22 protein-coding genes and 2 tRNA genes are annotated in these 17,441 nt (G+C 66.3%); 11 read left to right on the top strand and 13 right to left on the bottom strand.

What is annotated here, in order from left to right:
* Nucleotides 1–23: 23 nt before the first annotated feature.
* Genes BW38_RS08305 through BW38_RS08315 form a run of 3 tightly spaced genes read left to right on the top strand, consistent with a single transcriptional unit; the run spans nucleotide 24 to nucleotide 1,098 of the window.
* The gene (locus BW38_RS08305; RefSeq protein WP_025874636.1) at nucleotides 24–311 is read left to right on the top strand and encodes a CD225/dispanin family protein; all 288 of its coding nucleotides are present in this window, start codon (nucleotides 24–26) and stop codon (nucleotides 309–311) included.
* Nucleotides 312–344: 33 nt separating this feature from the next.
* Complete coding sequence (locus BW38_RS08310) at nucleotides 345–629, top strand: CD225/dispanin family protein (protein ID WP_025874635.1); 285 nt, start codon at nucleotides 345–347, stop codon at nucleotides 627–629.
* A 43-nt stretch (nucleotides 630–672) separates the two neighbouring features.
* Nucleotides 673–1,098: a DUF2752 domain-containing protein gene (locus tag BW38_RS08315; RefSeq protein WP_025874634.1), complete on the top strand. Its 426-nt coding sequence runs from the start codon at nucleotides 673–675 to the stop codon at nucleotides 1,096–1,098.
* Between the two features lie 321 nt (nucleotides 1,099–1,419).
* On the opposite strand, the gene ampE is transcribed toward BW38_RS08315, so the two are convergent.
* The 5 genes from ampE to BW38_RS08340 all read right to left on the bottom strand — a co-directional run bounded on the left by ampE (nucleotide 1,420) and on the right by BW38_RS08340 (nucleotide 5,110).
* Entirely contained in the window at nucleotides 1,420–2,307 is an 888-nt protein-coding gene (gene ampE, locus BW38_RS08320) for a regulatory signaling modulator protein AmpE (RefSeq protein WP_025874633.1), read from the bottom strand.
* 94 nt (nucleotides 2,308–2,401) lie between these two features.
* Complete coding sequence (nudC, locus tag BW38_RS08325; protein ID WP_025874632.1) at nucleotides 2,402–3,334, bottom strand: NAD(+) diphosphatase; 933 nt, start codon at nucleotides 3,332–3,334, stop codon at nucleotides 2,402–2,404.
* Between the two features lie 139 nt (nucleotides 3,335–3,473).
* Complete coding sequence (erpA, locus tag BW38_RS08330) at nucleotides 3,474–3,866, bottom strand: iron-sulfur cluster insertion protein ErpA (protein ID WP_025874631.1); 393 nt, start codon at nucleotides 3,864–3,866, stop codon at nucleotides 3,474–3,476.
* Between the two features lie 31 nt (nucleotides 3,867–3,897).
* Nucleotides 3,898–4,362, bottom strand: a complete 465-nt coding sequence (locus BW38_RS08335) for a polymer-forming cytoskeletal protein (protein WP_025874630.1) — start codon at nucleotides 4,360–4,362, stop codon at nucleotides 3,898–3,900.
* 4 nt (nucleotides 4,363–4,366) lie between these two features.
* Nucleotides 4,367–5,110, bottom strand: coding sequence for a DUF6776 family protein (locus BW38_RS08340; protein ID WP_025874629.1), 744 nt, complete (start codon nucleotides 5,108–5,110; stop codon nucleotides 4,367–4,369).
* Between the two features lie 178 nt (nucleotides 5,111–5,288).
* Here BW38_RS08340 and BW38_RS08345 point away from each other — a divergent pair, with 178 nt between their 5' ends.
* From BW38_RS08345 to BW38_RS08355, 3 genes are read left to right on the top strand one after another with little or no spacing between them, the layout of a single operon-like run.
* Nucleotides 5,289–5,906 carry a DUF4126 domain-containing protein gene (locus BW38_RS08345; RefSeq protein WP_025874628.1) on the top strand — a complete coding sequence of 206 codons (618 nt, stop codon included), beginning with the start codon at nucleotides 5,289–5,291 and terminating at the stop codon, nucleotides 5,904–5,906.
* 44 nt (nucleotides 5,907–5,950) lie between these two features.
* Nucleotides 5,951–7,846: an EAL domain-containing protein gene (locus tag BW38_RS08350; protein WP_032976658.1), complete on the top strand. Its 1,896-nt coding sequence runs from the start codon at nucleotides 5,951–5,953 to the stop codon at nucleotides 7,844–7,846.
* A complete protein-coding gene (locus tag BW38_RS08355; RefSeq protein WP_032976657.1) occupies nucleotides 7,847–10,051 on the top strand; it encodes an ATP-binding protein in 2,205 nt (734 codons plus the stop codon).
* 1 nt (nucleotide 10,052) lies between these two features.
* On the opposite strand, the gene bfr is transcribed toward BW38_RS08355, so the two are convergent.
* The 4 genes from bfr to BW38_RS08370 form a co-directional block, all read right to left on the bottom strand.
* Nucleotides 10,053–10,523 carry a bacterioferritin gene (gene bfr, locus BW38_RS08360; RefSeq protein WP_025874625.1) on the bottom strand — a complete coding sequence of 157 codons (471 nt, stop codon included), beginning with the start codon at nucleotides 10,521–10,523 and terminating at the stop codon, nucleotides 10,053–10,055.
* Nucleotides 10,524–10,663: 140 nt separating this feature from the next.
* Nucleotides 10,664–10,873 (bottom strand): bacterioferritin-associated ferredoxin, encoded by a 210-nt coding sequence (locus BW38_RS08365; protein WP_032951724.1) that lies wholly within the window; start codon nucleotides 10,871–10,873, stop codon nucleotides 10,664–10,666.
* Nucleotides 10,874–11,008: 135 nt separating this feature from the next.
* The gene (locus BW38_RS0120755) at nucleotides 11,009–11,311 is read right to left on the bottom strand and encodes a hypothetical protein (RefSeq protein ID WP_235189961.1); all 303 of its coding nucleotides are present in this window, start codon (nucleotides 11,309–11,311) and stop codon (nucleotides 11,009–11,011) included.
* A complete protein-coding gene (locus BW38_RS08370) occupies nucleotides 11,308–11,931 on the bottom strand; it encodes an RNA pyrophosphohydrolase (RefSeq protein ID WP_025874624.1) in 624 nt (207 codons plus the stop codon). Before BW38_RS08370 ends, BW38_RS0120755 begins: the two co-directional genes overlap by 4 nt.
* A 121-nt stretch (nucleotides 11,932–12,052) precedes the next feature.
* On the opposite strand from BW38_RS08370, the gene BW38_RS08375 reads away from it, so the two are divergent.
* Nucleotides 12,053–12,129: transfer RNA gene (locus BW38_RS08375), tRNA-Met, on the top strand.
* Nucleotides 12,130–12,181: 52 nt separating this feature from the next.
* A tRNA-Gln gene (locus tag BW38_RS08380) sits at nucleotides 12,182–12,255 on the top strand.
* A 302-nt stretch (nucleotides 12,256–12,557) separates the two neighbouring features.
* On the opposite strand, the gene rpsI is transcribed toward BW38_RS08380, so the two are convergent.
* Both rpsI and rplM read right to left on the bottom strand, forming a co-directional pair.
* Entirely contained in the window at nucleotides 12,558–12,950 is a 393-nt protein-coding gene (gene rpsI, locus BW38_RS08385) for a 30S ribosomal protein S9 (RefSeq protein WP_005411311.1), read from the bottom strand.
* Nucleotides 12,951–12,952: 2 nt separating this feature from the next.
* A complete protein-coding gene (gene rplM / locus BW38_RS08390; RefSeq protein WP_025874623.1) occupies nucleotides 12,953–13,381 on the bottom strand; it encodes a 50S ribosomal protein L13 in 429 nt (142 codons plus the stop codon).
* Between the two features lie 196 nt (nucleotides 13,382–13,577).
* On the opposite strand from rplM, the gene coq7 reads away from it, so the two are divergent.
* Nucleotides 13,578–14,222 carry a 2-polyprenyl-3-methyl-6-methoxy-1,4-benzoquinone monooxygenase gene (gene coq7 / locus BW38_RS08395; protein WP_032976655.1) on the top strand — a complete coding sequence of 215 codons (645 nt, stop codon included), beginning with the start codon at nucleotides 13,578–13,580 and terminating at the stop codon, nucleotides 14,220–14,222.
* A gap of 94 nt (nucleotides 14,223–14,316) precedes the next feature.
* Here the strand turns inward: coq7 and sugE are convergent, their stop codons facing one another.
* Complete coding sequence (gene sugE, locus BW38_RS08400; protein WP_032976654.1) at nucleotides 14,317–14,637, bottom strand: quaternary ammonium compound efflux SMR transporter SugE; 321 nt, start codon at nucleotides 14,635–14,637, stop codon at nucleotides 14,317–14,319.
* Between the two features lie 165 nt (nucleotides 14,638–14,802).
* Entirely contained in the window at nucleotides 14,803–15,597 is a 795-nt protein-coding gene (speD, locus tag BW38_RS08405) for an adenosylmethionine decarboxylase (RefSeq protein WP_025874620.1), read from the bottom strand.
* Nucleotides 15,598–15,747: 150 nt separating this feature from the next.
* Between speD and crp the strand changes: the two genes are divergently transcribed.
* Together crp and BW38_RS08415 are read left to right on the top strand one after the other, a co-directional pair.
* Nucleotides 15,748–16,437 carry a cAMP-activated global transcriptional regulator CRP gene (gene crp, locus BW38_RS08410; protein WP_025874619.1) on the top strand — a complete coding sequence of 230 codons (690 nt, stop codon included), beginning with the start codon at nucleotides 15,748–15,750 and terminating at the stop codon, nucleotides 16,435–16,437.
* A 137-nt stretch (nucleotides 16,438–16,574) separates the two neighbouring features.
* Nucleotides 16,575–17,336, top strand: coding sequence for a sulfite exporter TauE/SafE family protein (locus BW38_RS08415; protein WP_025874618.1), 762 nt, complete (start codon nucleotides 16,575–16,577; stop codon nucleotides 17,334–17,336).
* The last annotated feature ends 105 nt before the right edge of the window (nucleotides 17,337–17,441 follow it).

Raw genomic sequence — 17,441 nt, 5'->3', positions numbered from 1 at the left:
CCACCAAGGAATGGAGTCTTGCTTTGAATCAACCGCCACCGCTCAGCCGTCCGGTCTACATCCCCAACCATCTGGTCTGGGCGATCCTGACGACGCTGTTCTGCTGCCTGCCGTTGGGCGTGGTGTCGATCGTGTATGCCGCCCAGGTCGATGGTCGCAATGCGGCCGGTGACCTGCCGGGGGCCTATAGCGCGTCGCGCAAGGCGGGCTGGTGGGCGGTGGCTTCGGCCGCAGCCCTGCCGGTCCTGTTGCTGTTGTGGTTCGGGCTGTTCGGCGGCTTGGCCGCGCTGGGCGCTCTATCCGACCTTTGATTCACCACCACTACCCATCGAGGAGCTTGAACCATGAACACCACCACTGCGCAGGTCCCCAACAATCTGGTCTGGGCCATCCTGTCCACCCTGTTCTGCTGCCTGCCGGCCGGCATCGTGTCGATCGTCTACGCCGCGCAGGTCAACGGCAAGCTGGCTGCCGGCGACGTCGCCGGTGCCCGTGATTCGGCCGACAAGGCCAAGAAGTGGGCCATCTGGTCGGCCATCGCTGCCGTTGTGGTTGGCGTCCTGTACTTCATCATCATCATGGCCGTTGGCGGCCTGGGCGCCCTGAGCGGCGGCAACGGCAGCTACTGATGCCCGCGACGGGGTCCGGCCATGCGCCGGATCCCGCCCCCGCATGTCCGCACTTCCTGCTCGTTCCCGACTCACCCGCTGGGCTCCGCTGCTGGCCGCGTCCGGCCTGGCTGCGGGTGCCGCCGTGGTCCTGCGCCACGTCAATCCGTATGTCTCCGGCAATCCGCTGCCGGGCTGTCCGCTGTACGCACTGACCGGCTTCTACTGCCCCGGCTGCGGCAGCACGCGCTGCCTGTACTCACTGGTCCACTTCGATCTGCCCGGCGCGATGGCGATGAACCCGTTGCTGGTCATCAGCCTGCCCTTCCTGTTCCTGATGCTGCTCAACACCGCCGGCGTACGCCCGCGCGTGCTTGATCCACTGATGCGGGTACTGGCCAGCCCCACGTTCTGGCTGTGGCTGCTGCCCGGCTATGCCGTGCTGCGCAACCTGCCGTGGGCACCGTTCACCGCGCTGGCCCCGGTGTAGGTTTCCAGCCAACGGCGCAGCCCCTCGTGGTGGGCGGCGTTTGAAGGCCGAAGCCCTGGGGTGGCCGGGCGGGATGGGTTTGCGGGGGACGCCGTGAATCCGTCCGTGGAGGCTTGGCCGCGGCATCCATGCCGCGGACACCCCCGCAAACCCATCCCGCCCGGCCACGGACAATTTCCGTGCGCGTCCACCACGGAAAAGAAAGAGAAGATCAAAAGCCGAAGCGGGTCGCTCCGCTCGGCATCCACGCATGGCGTGGATCTACTGGCCGTCATCGGAAACTGTCGGGGGTGGGGCGGCAAGCCCTGCAGAAAAGCACAACTAGGTCACCCAGCCCGCGATCACCAGCAGGGCCAGCACCGCCAGCCACAGCAGCAGCATCCGCCACACCAGGCTCATCGCATCCCGCAGGTCCGGCAACCGCTGCCACACCGGCAGCAGGCCCGCTTCGGTGTAATCGTGAGCGTCCTCGCGCAGCTCGGCATTGACGCTGGCACGCGCCACCGCACCCAGGAAACCAATGCCACCGGCCAAGCGCTCACCATGCGCCTGGCGCCATGCCTTCCAGGCCGTGTCGAAGTTGCCGACCAGGGCCATCGAGAACGCCATCAACTGCGCCACCGGCCACTCGATCCAGCCCAGCAGCCGCTGTGCCAGCGCCAGCGGCTCCACCGGCACGCGCGCACGCATCGGGCTTTCCGCCATCAGTGCCAGCAGGCGATAACCGAGAGCCCCCACCGGGCCCAGCAGCAGGAACCAGAACAGCACCGCGAACCAGCGCCGCAGGGCGTTGAGCACGGTCGCCTCGACCAGTGAAGGAACATCCTCGCGCAGGCTGCCACCGGCCGACTGCAGGTTGCGTACCGCCGCCTGCCGGGTCGGCGCATCGTCGGCATCGATGATCGCCTCGATGTCGCGGTCCAGATCGCGCGGGCCCCAGCACCAGGCCAGCACGGCCACGCCCAGCAGCAGCGCCGGAAGGCCGAACAGCACCCCGCGCAGCAGCCAGGCGACCAGCGCCATCAGCAGCAGTGGGGGTACGATCGCCAGCGCCACGCCGGCGGCCCCCTGCCAGGCCCGACCACCGCGCGCGTCCAGCCAGCCCAGCCAACGCCGGAAGCCGTCGAAACGGCGCAGCGACGCGGCAGCGGCCGGGGCGACATGGCCAAGGGCCAGTGCCACCAACACGGCGACCAGGGTGGTGAACATGGCAGGTCTCCCTACGAGCGAGCGTTCGGCGTCGCTACCTTACCTGTCGCAGCGTCGCCGTCAGCGGTGAACCGTACTGTAACCGGCAGCGTGTTCAGGTGGCGGCAATGCTGGCACCGCCGGATGCCGGTTGCTGGCGGTACCAATGCTCGATCAGACCCCGCGAAATGGAAATCGGCGGTGACAGACGGATGCCTTCTCCATCGTCCTCGACGTCACGCGCGAGGGCCGCGCCAACTTCCTCGGCGCTGAACCAGCGCGCGTCTTCCAGTTCGCCATCCACGGTCGGCACGTCGTCGTGTGCCTGCGCACGGAATCCGACCATCAATGCGCCGGGGAACGGCCAGGGCTGCGAGCCCAGGTACTGGCAGGCGGTCACCCGCACCTTGCTCTCTTCGTGCACTTCGCGCGCTACGGTCTGCTCGAAGGTCTCGCCCGGCTCGACAAAGCCGGCCAGCACCGAATAGCGGCGCGGCGCCCAGTTGGACTGGCGGCCCAGCAACAGCCGGCCCTGGTTTTCCACCGCGACGATCACCGCCGGGTCGACGCGCGGATAGTGCTCGGTCGCGCACTGCGGGCAGCGGCCGACGAAGCCCCCCCGGGCGAACGTCACGGCACTGCCGCAGACACCGCAGAAGCGGGTACGCGATTGCCAGTAGGACATGCCACGGGCGTAGCTGAAGGCGGTCGCATCGGCCACGGTCCACAGCAGCGCGGCCTGGCGCAGATCGAGCCGGCGTGGCGCGGTGACCGTCACGCTGGCCGCTTCCACCGAGAACCACGCCTGCTCGCCACGCAGGCCGAGGAAAATCGCGACACCCGGCCCGCCACCGACATCGGCGCCGGTCAACGCCAGCGGCTGGTCGTCGTCACCGGTGAAGGCGGTGCCGTCCTGGTCCAGGACAAGAATGCGCGCATCGGGCCACAGGCGCGCCAGAGCATCGGCATCTTCGCGCATGGCATCGGCGCGCTCCAACGGTTCACCCACGAAGGCAAAACCGGAAAGCGGCGAAGGAGAATTGAGCATCCAGCTAGCCTGCCGCCAATCACGGCAAGTGGCAAGCCGCAGACTGTGCAGAAACCCGCCTGTGGTTGCAGTAACGGTCATCCACGCATGGCGTGGATCTACCGAAGGCAGCGCGGGGTGCATGCCCCACGCCCTGCAATTACATGCTGAAACTGCTGCCGCAGCCGCAGGTGGTCTTGGCGTTCGGATTGCGGATCACGAACTGCGCACCGGTCAGGCTCTCGGTGTAATCCACTTCGGCACCCATCAGGTACTGCAGGCTGAGCGGATCGACCAGCAGGGTGACCCCGCTGGTCTGCACCGCCAGGTCATCGCCGGCACGGTTCTCGTCGAACTCGAACCCGTACTGGAAGCCCGAACAGCCGCCACCCTCGATGTACACACGCAATGACAGGTCGGGGTTGCCCTCGTCCTGGATCAGTTCCTTGACCTTGGCCGCAGCGGCCTCGGTGAAGTTCAGCGGCCGATCCAGCGACTGGTAGTCGGGCGCGGCGGCCGGCGTGGCGCCGGGGAGGGAGACGAGCGTGTTCATGGGCTCAGCATGGGGGCGCCGGCGCTGGCTTTCAAGCCATCGCCTCGGCCAGCTTGCGGCGGGCGGCGGTGTCGCCCTTGCCGTCAGCGGACGCTTCGCCTTCCGGCGCCGGCAGGGCCTGCATCGGGGCGCTGGCATGGATCAGCCGGCCGTTCAGCTGGGCACCCGCATTCATTTCCACCACCTGGTAGTGAACGTTGCCGTTGACCCGCGCACTCGGGGTCAGTTCGACCTTCTCGGTGGCATGGACATCGCCGTCCAGGCGGCCACTGATGACCACCACCTGGGCGCGGATCTCGCCTTCGATCACGCCATGCTCGGCGAGGGTCAGGGTCGCCGCGCTGGCGCCCTCCTGGGCAATCACCTTGCCGTGGATGCGACCTTCCACGTACAGGCCACCACTGAATTCCACATCGCCACGGATCACCACCTGGTTGCCGATCAGGGCATCCACCACCAGTTGGCCATCACGGCTGGATTTGCTGCTTCCGAACATCTGCCTACTCCCCTTTGCTGGCCGGTGCGCCGGCCTGTTTCCAGTCGAATACCTGCGTGGTGCCCCCCGCACCACTCCCCAATGTCACCTTCACCCGTTGCGGGGTGAAGTCAGCCGGCAGCATCACGCTGCCGGTGAGCTGCTGGAAGTACCGGAACGAGTAATCCTGTCCCGGCACCTTGCTGCGCTGGTGCAGCTCGTCCCAGCTGATGGTGGCCAGCTTGCCGTTCTTCACGCCTTCCACCGTGAAACGCATCTGCCCTTGGCTGATCGCTCCGCGGTTGAGGTTCTGCGTCAGCACCACGCTGTACTGCCAGGTGCCGGCCGATTCCGGGCTGAATTCAATCGAATGGGTGTTCAGGCCCTTGCGCTGGCTGGTCGAGCCCACCAGGCGTTCGTAGAAGGCGACGTCAGCGCGCAGGCCGGCGATCTCTTCATCGCGCTCGGCCAACGAGGACTGCACTTCGTTGTTGGCGGCGCGGCTGATGCGGTCCGACGCTTCCAGCGTGGCCTGCTTCTGGCGCAGTTCGGTCAGCTGCGTCTGCAGCGTATCGGCGCGCTTCTCGGCAGCCTGCACGCGCTGGCCCTGTTCACCGCGCGGCGTGCCCAGCCAGCAGCCACCCAGCACCGCAAGCACCAGGCTGAGCAGCCAGATGCCGGCGATCACCAGCAGGCGACGGCGGTCGGCGGGTGGTTGCGCGGCACCGGGAAGGCGGACCTGCACGCGCATGGGAGGGCGGTTGTTCATGGGTAGTCTCCGTGGCAGCGCCGAAGCGCCGCCAGTACGGCCCCTGGGGCAAACGACGGGCTAGTGTATGACAGGAACGGCAGGTTTCCCCGGTGCCGGCCGGTACCGGGCGGTGGCATTCAGCCACTCCATGGTCGATAGTGTGGCACCCCGCACAGTTCCGCCGCCGGAGCCCGCCATGACCGAAGCCCACCTGTTCGTGATCGGCATCCTGCTGGCCTGGCTGGCCGGCATCCGCGTTTACCTCACCGTATTCGGCGTCGGCATCGCCGGCCTGCTCGGCTGGGTCGACCTGCCACCGGCGCTGCAGGCCACCGAGTCGTGGTGGGTGCTCGGCACGTCGGCGGCGCTGGCCATTGCCGAATTCTTCGCCGACAAGATTCCCGGCGTGGATTCAGCCTGGGACCTGGTGCAGACCCTGGCGCGCGTGCCCGCCGGCGCCTTCCTCGCGGCAGCGACACTGTCGCCCGATGGCGACCTGGGTACCGGTGCACTGGTCGCCGGCGCGGGCGTTGCGCTGGCCAGCCATGGCCTGAAGGCCGGCACCCGCGCCCTGCTCAATACCTCACCGGAACCGGCCAGCAACTGGGTCGCCTCTGCGGCCGAAGATACCGTGGTGATCGGCGGCTTGGCGCTCGCGCTGGCGCATCCATGGATCGCGCTGGTGGTGGTGCTGGCCTGCAGCCTGGCCGGCGCATTGCTGGTCTGGCTGGTCTGGCGCACCCTGTGGAAAAGCGTGCGCTGGTTGGCACGTGGCGGCAGCGACGACGGACAACGGCAACCGCGTACCGGCTGATCGGCAGGCTTGTCGCATAATGGCCGCGAACACCAGGAGCATCGATGGCCGCAAACGAATCCGCCGCGGGCCCCCGCCCGGGACGCGCTGAAACCCCTCCGGCCGATCATTGGCAACGTTGGGCCGCCCCCTTGGCCGCGGCAACGCCTGCCGAAGCAGTACCGGCGGTGTCAGAGACACCCGCCCTGTCGGTGCCCGGCGACGGCGCCCGACTGGCGGCTCCGCCGCCCCTGCCCTCCACCGCCGCACTGCCCGAGGCGGGCAACAGTGACATCCCGCCTGTCGATGCCGACTCGCCCTACCGCGTGCTGATCGTCGAAGACGATCGTGCCCAGGCGCTGTTCGCACAGAGCGTGCTGCATGGCGCCGGCATGCAGGCGATCGTGCTCGGCGATGCCGATGGCGTGCAACAGGCCATCCGCGAGCAACGCCCTGACCTGATCCTGATGGATCTGCACCTGCCCGGGCTGGATGGCATGCGGCTGACCGCGATGATCCGCCAGCAGCCCGGCATGCAGCTGCTGCCGATCGTCTTCCTCAGCGGCGACCCGGATCCGGAGCGCCAGTTCGAAGTGCTCGACTGCGGTGCCGACGATTACCTGAGCAAGCCGATCCGGCCGCGCCACCTGATTGCCGCGGTGGCCAACCGTATCCGCCGCGCACGCGCGCAGGCAGCGACCCTGCCCGGTGCCAACGGTGCACCGGCCACCAGCAACCCCGAAACCGGGCTGCCCACGCGCCACCACGTGCTGCAGCAACTCAACGCGACGCTGGCGCAGCACGACCGCGGTGGCGTGTTCTTCGTGGAAATCTCCAGCGCGCTGGGCCTGCGCGAGCGCTATGGCTATGCGGCCTTCGAGCGGCTGATGGTGCAGGCCGGGCAACGCCTTGCCGAGGCTGGCCATCCGCACCTGCTGGCGCGCCTGAACGACAACAGCTTCCTGCTGCTGGCGCGCAACGCCGATGAGGACAGCCTGGAAGCGATCGCCGGCACCCTGCGTGAGCAGCTGTCCGCGCGCGCCTTCGTGATCCGCGACGACGAGTCGGTACACCTGCGTGGCGTGGTCGGCTACGCGCCGCTGTCGCCGGGTTTCGACGATGCCAGCAGCGCCCTGGAAGCGGTCGAACGTACCACCCTGCAGGCACGCCTGCTCAGCGCCGGCGTGGCCGGCCACGTGCATCGCCAGGTCACGACCGAGCAGGAGCACCTGGCGTTGCTGGAAGGCCAGCTCGAGCTCGCTTACCAGCCGATCGTCGCCGTCGCCGGCGGCAGCAGCGCGCAGTACCAGTTGCTGCTGCGCCTGCGCCGGACCGATGGCAGCGTACTGACCGCCGGCCAGGTGATTCCGGCAGCCGAGGCGGCCGGCCGCATCGCCGACCTCGACCAGCAGGTGCTGGAGCATGCGATGGGCCTGCTGGACCTGTATCGCCACGCCACCCAGCCGCTGAACCTGTTCGTCTCGCAGTCGCTGCGTACCCTGCAGCGCGATGCCTTCGCGGACTGGCTGCTGGAGTCACTGCAGCAACGCCGCCTGCCCGGCAGCGCGCTGGTGATCGACGTGCGCCTGCCCGACGCGCTGATCCACACCGTGCCGTTGCAGCAGTTCTGCCAGCGCATGGCCAGCGTCGGCGTGCGCTTCTGCCTGAGCCAGTTCGAACCGGGCAGCGAAGCCCTGGCCCTGCTCACCCAGCTGCCGTTGTCGTTCGTGCGCATGGCCGCACGCTTTTCCAGCAGCCACTCCAACCCCGACACGCGCGAAGAACTGCGCCGATCGATCGAGCAGGCGCATGCAGCCGGCCTGCAGATCATCGGCCAGCAGATCGAGGACCCGCAGGCAGCGGCCGCGATGTGGGTCGGCGGTGTCGATTACATCCAGGGCAACATGGTGCAGTCGGCCGGCAGCGACCTGAACTTCGACTTCCACAACGCGGTGCTCTGAGTGTCACCGACGGTCGCGCTGTTGGCGCTACTGGCGCTGGCCATCGTCGCCCTGCTGGTACTGGGCCTGCGATTGCGTTCGCGCAATCGCGCGCTGGCGGCACTGCAGCGCGAACGCATCACCCTGACCAGTGAACGCGACCAGCTGCGGCGCACCACCGAGCGCCAGAGCCAGCTGGAACATCAGCTGCTGCAGGCCAAGCAGGCTGCAGAAGCAGCCGTGCTGGCCAAGGGCGAATTCCTGGCCACCATGAGCCATGAAATCCGCACGCCGCTCAACGGCATCCTGCCCATGCTGGAGCTGATTGCCCGCGGCCCGCTCGGCGAAGACCAGCGGCAGATGCTGGCCACCGCCTCGGCCAGCTCGCAGCAGCTGCTGCGCATCGTCGATGACATCCTCGATTACTCGCGCCTGGAAGCCCAGGCGCTGGAGCTGGAGATCACCAGCTTCAACCTGCGCGAACTGCTCGATGGCGTGGTGCAGCTGCTGCAGCGCGCCGCCGAGGCCAAGGGCCTGACGTTGAGCCTGCAACTGGATCCGGCCGTGCGCCTGCCGGTACGCGGCGACCCGGTGCGCCTGCGCCAGGTCCTGGGCAACCTGCTGGCCAATGCCATCAAGTTCACCGCACGCGGCCAGGTGCAGTTGCGCGTGCAGCGGCTGGGCGAAGGCCCCGCCCAGCACCAGCTGCGTTTCGAAGTGGTCGACACCGGCATCGGCATCGATGAGGCCCTGCAGGCCCGGCTGTTCCAGTCCTTCAGCCAGGCCGACGCGTCCACCACCCGCATCTACGGTGGCACCGGCCTGGGCCTGGCCATCTGCAAGCGCATCACCGACCTGATGCATGGCGATATCGGCGTGCATTCCACCCCAGGCCAGGGCGCAACCTTCTGGTTTGAAATACCGCTGCTGAAGGTTCCCGGCGACCTGCCGGCGCTGGCCCGCTCGCCGGCAGCGCTGCTGCTGTACACCGCCGATGCACAGCTGCAGCCACGCGTCGAACGCATCGCCGCGCACCACGGCCTGCAGGTGCAGCCGCTGGCCAGCATTGATGAGGCAATGGAACGCCTGCGCGCAGCACCACGCCCGGGCCAGAGCACACCGGCATGGTTGCTGGTCGACGCGCGCCACCGCCGCAATGGCGAGGTGGCCCTGCAGCGCGCCTTGGCCGAGCGCGGTGCCGACGACGCACTGCAGGTGCTGTGGCTGCAGGATGATCCGGTTGCAGCACGGCCGCGCCAGCAGCAGCTGCACAGCACATTCAACGATGCCGACCTGCACGCGCTGCTGGCGCAGCCAACCGCTACCGCGCGCCCCGCAGCGCTGCTGGCCAACGCCGAAGACGCCAGGCCGGCCGCCGCGCTGCCACCGCTGGATCTGCATGTGCTGCTGGTTGAAGACAACACGGTCAACCGGATGGTGGCCGAGCACCTGCTGCGGGTCTTCCAGTGCCGGGTGCGCAATGCCGCCGACGGCGAGCAGGCCCTCGCACTGCTGCGCGAAGGTGGAATCGACGTGGTGCTGATGGATTGCCAGATGCCGGTGCTCGACGGCTACAGCGCGACACAGCGCTGGCGCAGGGAGGAAGCCGAAGCGGGGCGCACGCGGTTGCCGATCATCGCGATGACCGCCAACGCCATGGCCGGTGATCGCGAACGCTGCCTGCAGGCGGGCATGGACGACTATCTTTCCAAGCCGATCACGCGTGAAGCGCTGCATGCGCTGCTGCAGCGCTGGGGCCGGGTTTCCGTGGATCGCGGACATGCACCGCTGCCGGAACCCGTGCAACCTGCCGCAACCCCGAGCGTGCCCGACGGCGAAAGCCTGGACGATGAACGAACGCGCGCGATCCCGATTCCACAGCCGGTGCTTGATCGCAGTGTGCTGGATGAACTGCAGGCGGTGATCGGCGATGCCGCCGCGCAGATCGTAACGGTGTTCCTGGAAGATGCACCGCAGCTGGTGCAGCAGCTGCAGCAGGCGGCGCAGGGCAACGACATCGAACGCCTGCAGGCGCTGTCGCACAGCCTGAAATCCTCCAGCGCCAACGTCGGCGCGCTGTCGCTGTCAGCGGTGGCGCGGCGGATCGAACTCGAAGCCCGCAGTGGCAGCCTGCAGCGCCCTGCCGTGGCAGTGGCGCTGCTGGTGGCGGAGTTCGCCCGCGCGCGCGTGGCGCTGACCGGCTACCTCGCCGGCCAGGCCCGTTGAATCACTCTTCGAGCTTGCTCAGCAGGTACTTCGGCTCACCGATGCGCTCGATCAGCTCCAGCTGGGTTTCCAGCCAGTCGATGTGCTCTTCCTCGGAGTCGAGGATCTTCACGAACAGCTGGCGGCTGACATAGTCGCCGACCGAATCGGCATAGGCCACGGCCTCGCGCAGGGTGACTACGCCATCGCGTTCCAGCGACAGATCGCACTGCAGGATCTCGGTCGGGTTCTCACCGATGCGCAGCTTGCCCAGCGCCTGGAAGTTCGGCAGGCCTTCAAGGAACAGGATGCGATCGGCAAGCATGTCGGCATGCTTCATTTCCTCGATCGATTCCTTGTACTCGTGTTCGGCCAGTTCCTTGATGCCCCAGTTCTTGAGCATCTTGGCGTGCAGGAAGTACTGGTTGATCGCGGTCAGCTCGTTGTAGAGGACCTTGTTGAGGAATTCGATGACCTTGGTGTCGCCCTTCATGGGGATGCTCCTGCACGCTGAAATCGCGGGCACTGTAGCGCCTTGCGCGCGCGCGTGAAGGAACGCGAATCGTGCGCATTGGCCACTGCGGCCAGCAATGAAGACCAGGAGAGCGTGGCGTCAACGCGCCGCGAAACGACTCAGGCGACCTGCGCCAGGCCCAACACCGGCAACGGCAGATCGTGGGTGGCACGCGCCTTGGCCAGCAGTTCGCCGGCCATGTCCAGGCAGGAACCGCAGGTGGCGCCGCATCCGGTGCGCATGGTCAGCTCGGCCACCGACGTGACGCCATGGCTGGCGGCTTCGCGGATCTGGTGGTCGGTAACACCGTTGCAGATGCAGACGTACACGGGCGGGAACCAAGGCAGCAGGCCAGTAGCGGCCTGGTCGCTATTCCAATGGAAACGAGAATGGTTGTCAATCAGAGACCTGAACCATTCTCGATACGGTTCAGAGTGCCGTCGAATCCACCCGGTACGAGGCGGCTACAGGCACAACAGCCCAAGCGCCAGCACCGGTGTACTGAAGAAGACGATCAGCCACTGCACACCACCACCTGCCGCTCTCAGCCGCAGCAGGTAGTCCGCCAGGAACAGCGCACCCGCACAGGTCGCGAAGGCGAGGCAAACGCCCAGCGCAAGCGGCATCCATGCGATGCCGCCGAGGACCACCACGCTCAACAACAGCCAGGGGAGGCTTGCCAGACGGACAGCCAGTTGCTGCCGGAAATACCCGGCAGACGTGCGTTGCGACCGTTTGGCCCGCTCTTTGCGCAACGTGCCCGTCAAACAGCTCCCGGTTCACCCTTTGCTTTCCGCGGCCAGTACCCGCCGCGCATGGGCGTGCGCTTCCTGGGCCTGTCGTGGCCGGCCGCGTGGCCTGGCATCCAGGCCTCGGCAGCGCTCTTGGGCATGGCACTGATGCCCTGCCCCGCCACCCCCTGGGCCAACGGCGCCAGATGTCGCAGGGCGCGCGCATAGACGCCACGCTTGAACACCACCACATGCTCCACCGGATACCAGAAGTCGACCCAGCGCCAATGATCGAACTCAGGCGAGTCGGTATGGTCCAGGCTGACGTGGGCTTCATCACCGGTCAGGCGCAGCAGGAACCAGACCTGCTTCTGGCCGATGCAGACCTGGCGTTCATTGCGGCGGATGGCACGCGCCGGCAGCTTGTAACGCAGCCAGCCCGGTGTCGCCCCAAGCACCTCAACGTGCTCCGGCAACAGCCCGGTCTCTTCCTGCAGTTCACGATACATGGCCTCGACAGGCGTCTCGTCGGTGTTCATGCCACCCTGCGGGAACTGCCAGCCATCCCGGCGCACACGTCGTGCCCAGAACACCTGCCCGTCCTGCCGCATCAGCACGATGCCGACGTTCGGTCGATAGCCGTCCGGATCGATCACGATGCGGACTCCTAAGAAAATCTACTGGTTGGGACTATCCCATGCCGTCTGTCGGGCCACAAGCACGATACAAAGGTGTTGACAATCCTTGTACACATCAGCAAAATAGCGGGCTCACCAAGGCTATGTAGCTCAGCCGGTTAGAGCACAGCACTCATAATGCTGGGGTCGGTGGTTCGAGTCCACCCATAGCCACCACGTTGAAGTTGTTTTTCAACGTGAAAAGTGAGAAAATAGTTACACGTTACATTGCCCCTTAGCCAAGCGGTAAGGCACCTGACTCTGACTCAGGCATCGGTGGTTCGAATCCATCAGGGGCAGCCAAATTAAAAAGAAAAAGGCCTGATCGAAAGATCAGGCCTTTTTCTTTTTAATTTGGTCACGCATCCCACCTTATCCCCGCGCCTGTCGGCGCGCCCCCTTGAACAACAAGGGGGCTCTCCTCCAGAGAGGGATCCGGGGTCGGATCCTTTTCCAAAGGAAAAGGCCCTGACCCCACCCCATCGCCAGCCGCTGGCCGGCAACCTTGAAATGCGCAACCCCAGAACGACAAAAGCCCGGCCGAAGCCGGGCTTTTGCTTTTCCATCCAGCGGGCTCCCGAAGGAGCCCAACCAGGCGCGGTAAATCAGCGCTTGGAGAACTGGGTGGCGCGGCGGGCCTTGTGCAGACCGACCTTCTTACGTTCGACTTCGCGGGCGTCGCGGGTCATGAAGCCAGCCTTGCGCAGCTCGGACTTCAGGGTCTCGTCGTACTCGACCAGAGCGCGGGCGATACCCAGACGGATCGCACCGGCCTGGCCGGTGGTGCCGCCGCCAGCGGCGGTGACCAGGATGTCGAAGCTCTCGGTGTTCTTGGTCAGCTCGAGCGGCTGGCGCACGATCATGCGAGCGGTCTCACGGCCGAAGAACTCGTCCAGCGGACGGCCATTGACGGTGATGTTGCCCGAACCCTTGCGCAGGAACACGCGAGCGGTGGAGGACTTGCGGCGGCCAGTGCCGTAGTTTTGAGTGATAGCCATGATTAGATATCCAGAACCTGCGGCTGCTGTGCGGCGTGCGGATGCTCAGTGCCGGCGTAGACCTTGAGCTTGCGGTACATCTGGCGACCCAGCGTGCCCTTCGGCAGCATGCCCTTGACGGCGGTCTCGATCACGCGCTCCGGGTGGCGCTCAAGCGCCTGGGCGAGGGATTCGGTCTTCAGGTTGCCGATGTAACCGGTGAAACGGTGATACATCTTGTCCTGCAGCTTCTTGCCGGTGACGACAATCTTTTCTGCATTGATGACGACCAGGTAGTCGCCGGTATCAACGTGCGGGGTGTAGACCGGCTTGTGCTTGCCACGCAGACGGCGGGCCAGCTCGGTGCAGAGACGGCCCAGGGTCTTGCCCTCGGCGTCGACGAGGTACCAGTCGCGCTGGACGGTCTCGTTCTTGGCAGTGAAAGTGCTCATGAAGAACTCTTGGTTAGGTCGGGCTCATTGCGGCGAAGGACTCGCCGGAACTCTGCCACGCGTTGTGAAAGGTGGAGCGTAAGGGGCGGCATTGTACGCAGCTTGGCTGGCGGGTGCAAGCCGGCGCCCGCCCCGGGTTGGCAGGGGACCGGGGCCGGGCGAGAATCGGGCTTCCCCCGCTCCACGCCGTGCCGCCATGACCGTGCTTCGCCAGACCACTCCGCTGGACCATCTGCTGACCGAGGCGCAGCGCGCCCTGGACACGGTGTTCGGCAACCCGCCGGCCAGCCGCCCCTATCCGGCCACGGACACCGGCGAGCCCGGCATGGACAGCGCCCAGCGTCGCCACGCGGCCGGGCTGATGCGGATCAACCATGTCGGTGAGGTCTGCGCCCAGGGCCTGTACTTCGGCCAGGCCGCGGTGGCACGCGACCCGGCGACCCGCGAACATCTGCTGGAAGCGGCCCAGGAAGAGACCGATCACCTGGCCTGGTGCGCCACCCGCCTGAGCGAGCTGGACAGCCGCCCCAGCCTGTTCAATCCGCTCTGGTACGCCGGCAGCTACACCATCGGCACCCTGGCCGGGCTGCGCGGCGACGGCTGGAACCTGGGCTTCGTGGTCGAGACCGAGCGCCAGGTGGAAGCCCATCTGGACGAACACCTGGTCGACCTGCCGGCCGGCGACCTGCGCAGCCGCGCGGTCATCCGGGTGATGAAGGAAGACGAGGCCCGGCATGCCGAACATGCCGAGCAGGCCGGCGCGCGCCGCCTGCCGTTCCCGATTCCGGGCGCGATGGCGCTGGCCTCCAGGGTGATGAAGACCATTGCCTACCGGCTGTGAGGCCACCTGACGGTAGTGCCGGCCGCTGGCCGGCAACCCCGCATGGGTTGCCGCAGGTCATGAGGTTGCCGGCCAGCGGCCGGCACTACCGGGATTAATTGGGTGACACCAGCTTCAGGCCGATCACGCCGGCCACGATCAGGCCCACGCAGGCCAAGCGTGCCGGCGAGGCGCTGTCGTTGAACAGGTAGATGCCCAGTATGGTCACGCCCATGGCGCCGATGCCGGTCCAGATCGCATAGGCCGTGCCGACCGGAATGTTCTTCATCGCCTGGCTCATCAAGTACAGGCTGATCAGCGCCGACACCACCGTCAGGGCGGTCGGCACGGGTTTGCTGAAACCTTCGGAGTACTTCATTCCAAGGGCGAATCCGATCTCGAACAGACCGGCCAGCAGCAGGTAGATCCAGGGCATGGGTGGGGGCTCCTTACCTTTTTGGGAAAAACGAAACGGCCCGGTGTTTTCACACCGGGCCGTAGGTCGGTACATCGCCGTGGAACTGAAGATTGCGCCAAGCGCAGGCTCCACGGGGCGGGGCGTCCCGCCTGGGTGGCGATGCCTACCGGCATCGCACATGGGTCACTCAGCCAGGTTGCGGCCGTGGAACAGCTCTTCGATCTCACGACGCAGCAGCGCTTCGATCTTCATGCGTTCCTTGAACGAGATGTTCTTGGCCTTTTCCTCGAACAGGTACTGGTCCAGGTCGAAGTCCTTCAGGTGCATCTTCGTGTGGAAGATGTTTTCCTGGTAGACATTGACGTCGAACATCTCGTAACGCGACTTGATGTTCTTGGCCAGGAAGTTCTGGATCGAGTTGATCTTGTGATCGATGTAATGCTTCTTGCCCTTCACATCACGCGTGAAGCCACGGACACGGTAGTCCATGATCACGATGTCCGATTCCAGGCTCTCGATCAGGTAGTTCAGTGCCTTCAACGGCGAAATGACGCCACAGGTAGCCACGTCGATATCGGCGCGGAAGGTGGCAATGCCTTCCTGCGGGTGCGTTTCCGGATAGGTGTGCACGGTGATGTGCGACTTGTCCATGTGCGCGACCACGGCATCGGAAATCAACTCCTTGCCGGCCTGCTTCTTGTCGATCACCGGCTCTTCGGAGATCAGGATCGTCACCGAGGCACCCTGCGGATCGTAATCCTGGCGCGCCACGTTGAGGATGTTGGCGCCGATGATCTCAGCGACATCGGTCAAGATTTGAGTAAGCCTGTCGGCGTTGTACTCTTCATCGATGTATTCAATGTAACGCTGACGCTCCTCTTCGGTGCGCGCGTAACACACGTCATAGATGTTGAAGCTCAGCGCCTTGGTGAGGTTGTTGAAACCCTGCAACCTCAGGCGAGGCAACGGCTTGACCACGGCGGTCGATTCCTGTGTAAGAAGGGAAAGGGGGAATTATGCGGCATAAGTGTCTCCAGGGGGAACGTGAAGACGCTCAGGTTCTGGCACACTGTTTGCCCTTAACAATTGCGCTGGTTAAGCTCCGCTATCGACCCCGTGAATCCGTTCATGCGCAGAGGGAGCGCCCCTATCGTGTCAACCGTGCGCCTAGCTAGCAGCCCATTGGCCTTGGACATCGCAACAATCGACCGCTTCCTGGCACACAGCCACAGGCGGCGCTATCCCACCCGTACCGACGTCTTCCGACCCGGTGACCCGGCGGGAACCCTGTATTACGTCATCAGCGGCTCGGTTTCGATCATGGCCGAGGAGGAGGAGGACCGCGAGCTGGTGCTGGGCTATTTCGGCGCCGGTGAGTTCGTCGGCGAGATGGGCCTGTTCGTGGAGTCGGACCGCCGCGAGGTGATCCTGCGCACCCGCACCGCCTGTGAGCTGGCCGAAATCAGCTACGAGCGCCTGCATCAGCTGTTCCTCGGCCCGCTGTCGGCCGATGCCCCGCGCCTGCTGTACGCGCTGGGCCAGCAGATCTCCAAGCGCCTGCTGGACACCAGCCGCAAGGCCAGCCGCCTGGCGTTCCTGGATGTCACCGACCGTATCGTGCGCACCCTGCACGATCTGGCGCAGGAGCCGGAGTCGATGAGCCATCCGCAGGGCAGCCAGCTGCGCGTCTCACGCCAGGAACTGGCCCGCCTGGTCGGCTGCTCGCGCGAAATGGCCGGCCGGGTGCTGAAGAAGCTGCAGACCGACGGCCTGCTGCACGCCCGCGGCAAGACCGTGGTGCTGTACGGCACCCGTTGACCACCCGGTGTCCGCCGGGCATGGCCCGGCGCTACCACAGGATCTGCGCCGGGAGCGCCGGGCCATGCCCGGCGGGTCGCCATACGTGCGACGTGCCATCGCATGTCCCGCACACCCGCTTCCGCTAGGCTCGATCCATGGAACTGAGCAGCGAATTCTGGTGGTTCATCCTCATCGGCCTTGGCGCACAGCTGGTCGATGGTGCGCTGGGCATGGCATTCGGGCTGGTTTCTTCATCGGTGCTGCTCAGCATGGGGCTGCCTCCCGCACAGGTCAGCGCCAGCGTCCATACCGCTGAGGTGTTCACCACCGGCGCATCCGGTGTGTCGCATCTGGTAGCAGGAAATGTCGACAAACGCCTGTTCTTCCGCCTCGCGCTGCCCGGCGCACTGGGTGGTGCACTCGGCGCGTACGTCCTGACACAGGTCCCTGGCGACCTGATCCGCCCGCTGATCTACCTGTACCTGCTGGTGCTAGCCATCATCATCCTGGCCCGCGCGGCCGGCCGCTGGATGCCCAAGGGCGAGATCCGCCGGGTGCCGGTGCTGGGATTCTTCGCTGGCCTGCTCGATGCCAGCGGCGGCGGCGGCTGGGGCCCGGTGGCCACCTCCACCCTGCTCGCCCGCGGTGGCCAGGCCAGGACCACCATCGGCACCGTCAACGCGGCCGAGTTCGTGGTCACCCTGACCATTTCGGCCACGTTCCTGCTGTCGATGGGGGTGCAGCACCTGCAGATCGTCGCCGGCCTGTTGATCGGCGGCATGATGGCCGCGCCGGTGGCGGCGGTGCTGGTGAAGCGGGTGAAGGAGCGCTGGGTGCTGGTCGCAGTGGGCGTGCTGGTGCTGGGCATCAGCCTGTTCCAGGTGGGCCATGCACTGTTCGGGTACCTGGGCCGCTGACCGCCCGCCGGGCGTGGCCCGGCGCTACCCGCGCGGGCTTCGGTAGTGCCGGCCGCTGGCCGGCAACCTCATGAACTGCGGAAACGCTTGCCAGGTTGCCGGCCA

Source organism: Stenotrophomonas sp. RIT309 (assembly GCF_000632045.1).
GTDB lineage: Bacteria > Pseudomonadota > Gammaproteobacteria > Xanthomonadales > Xanthomonadaceae > Stenotrophomonas > Stenotrophomonas indicatrix.
The sequence above is the reverse complement of the archived record's forward strand: the minus strand, read 5'-3'. Positions and strand labels throughout refer to the sequence as shown.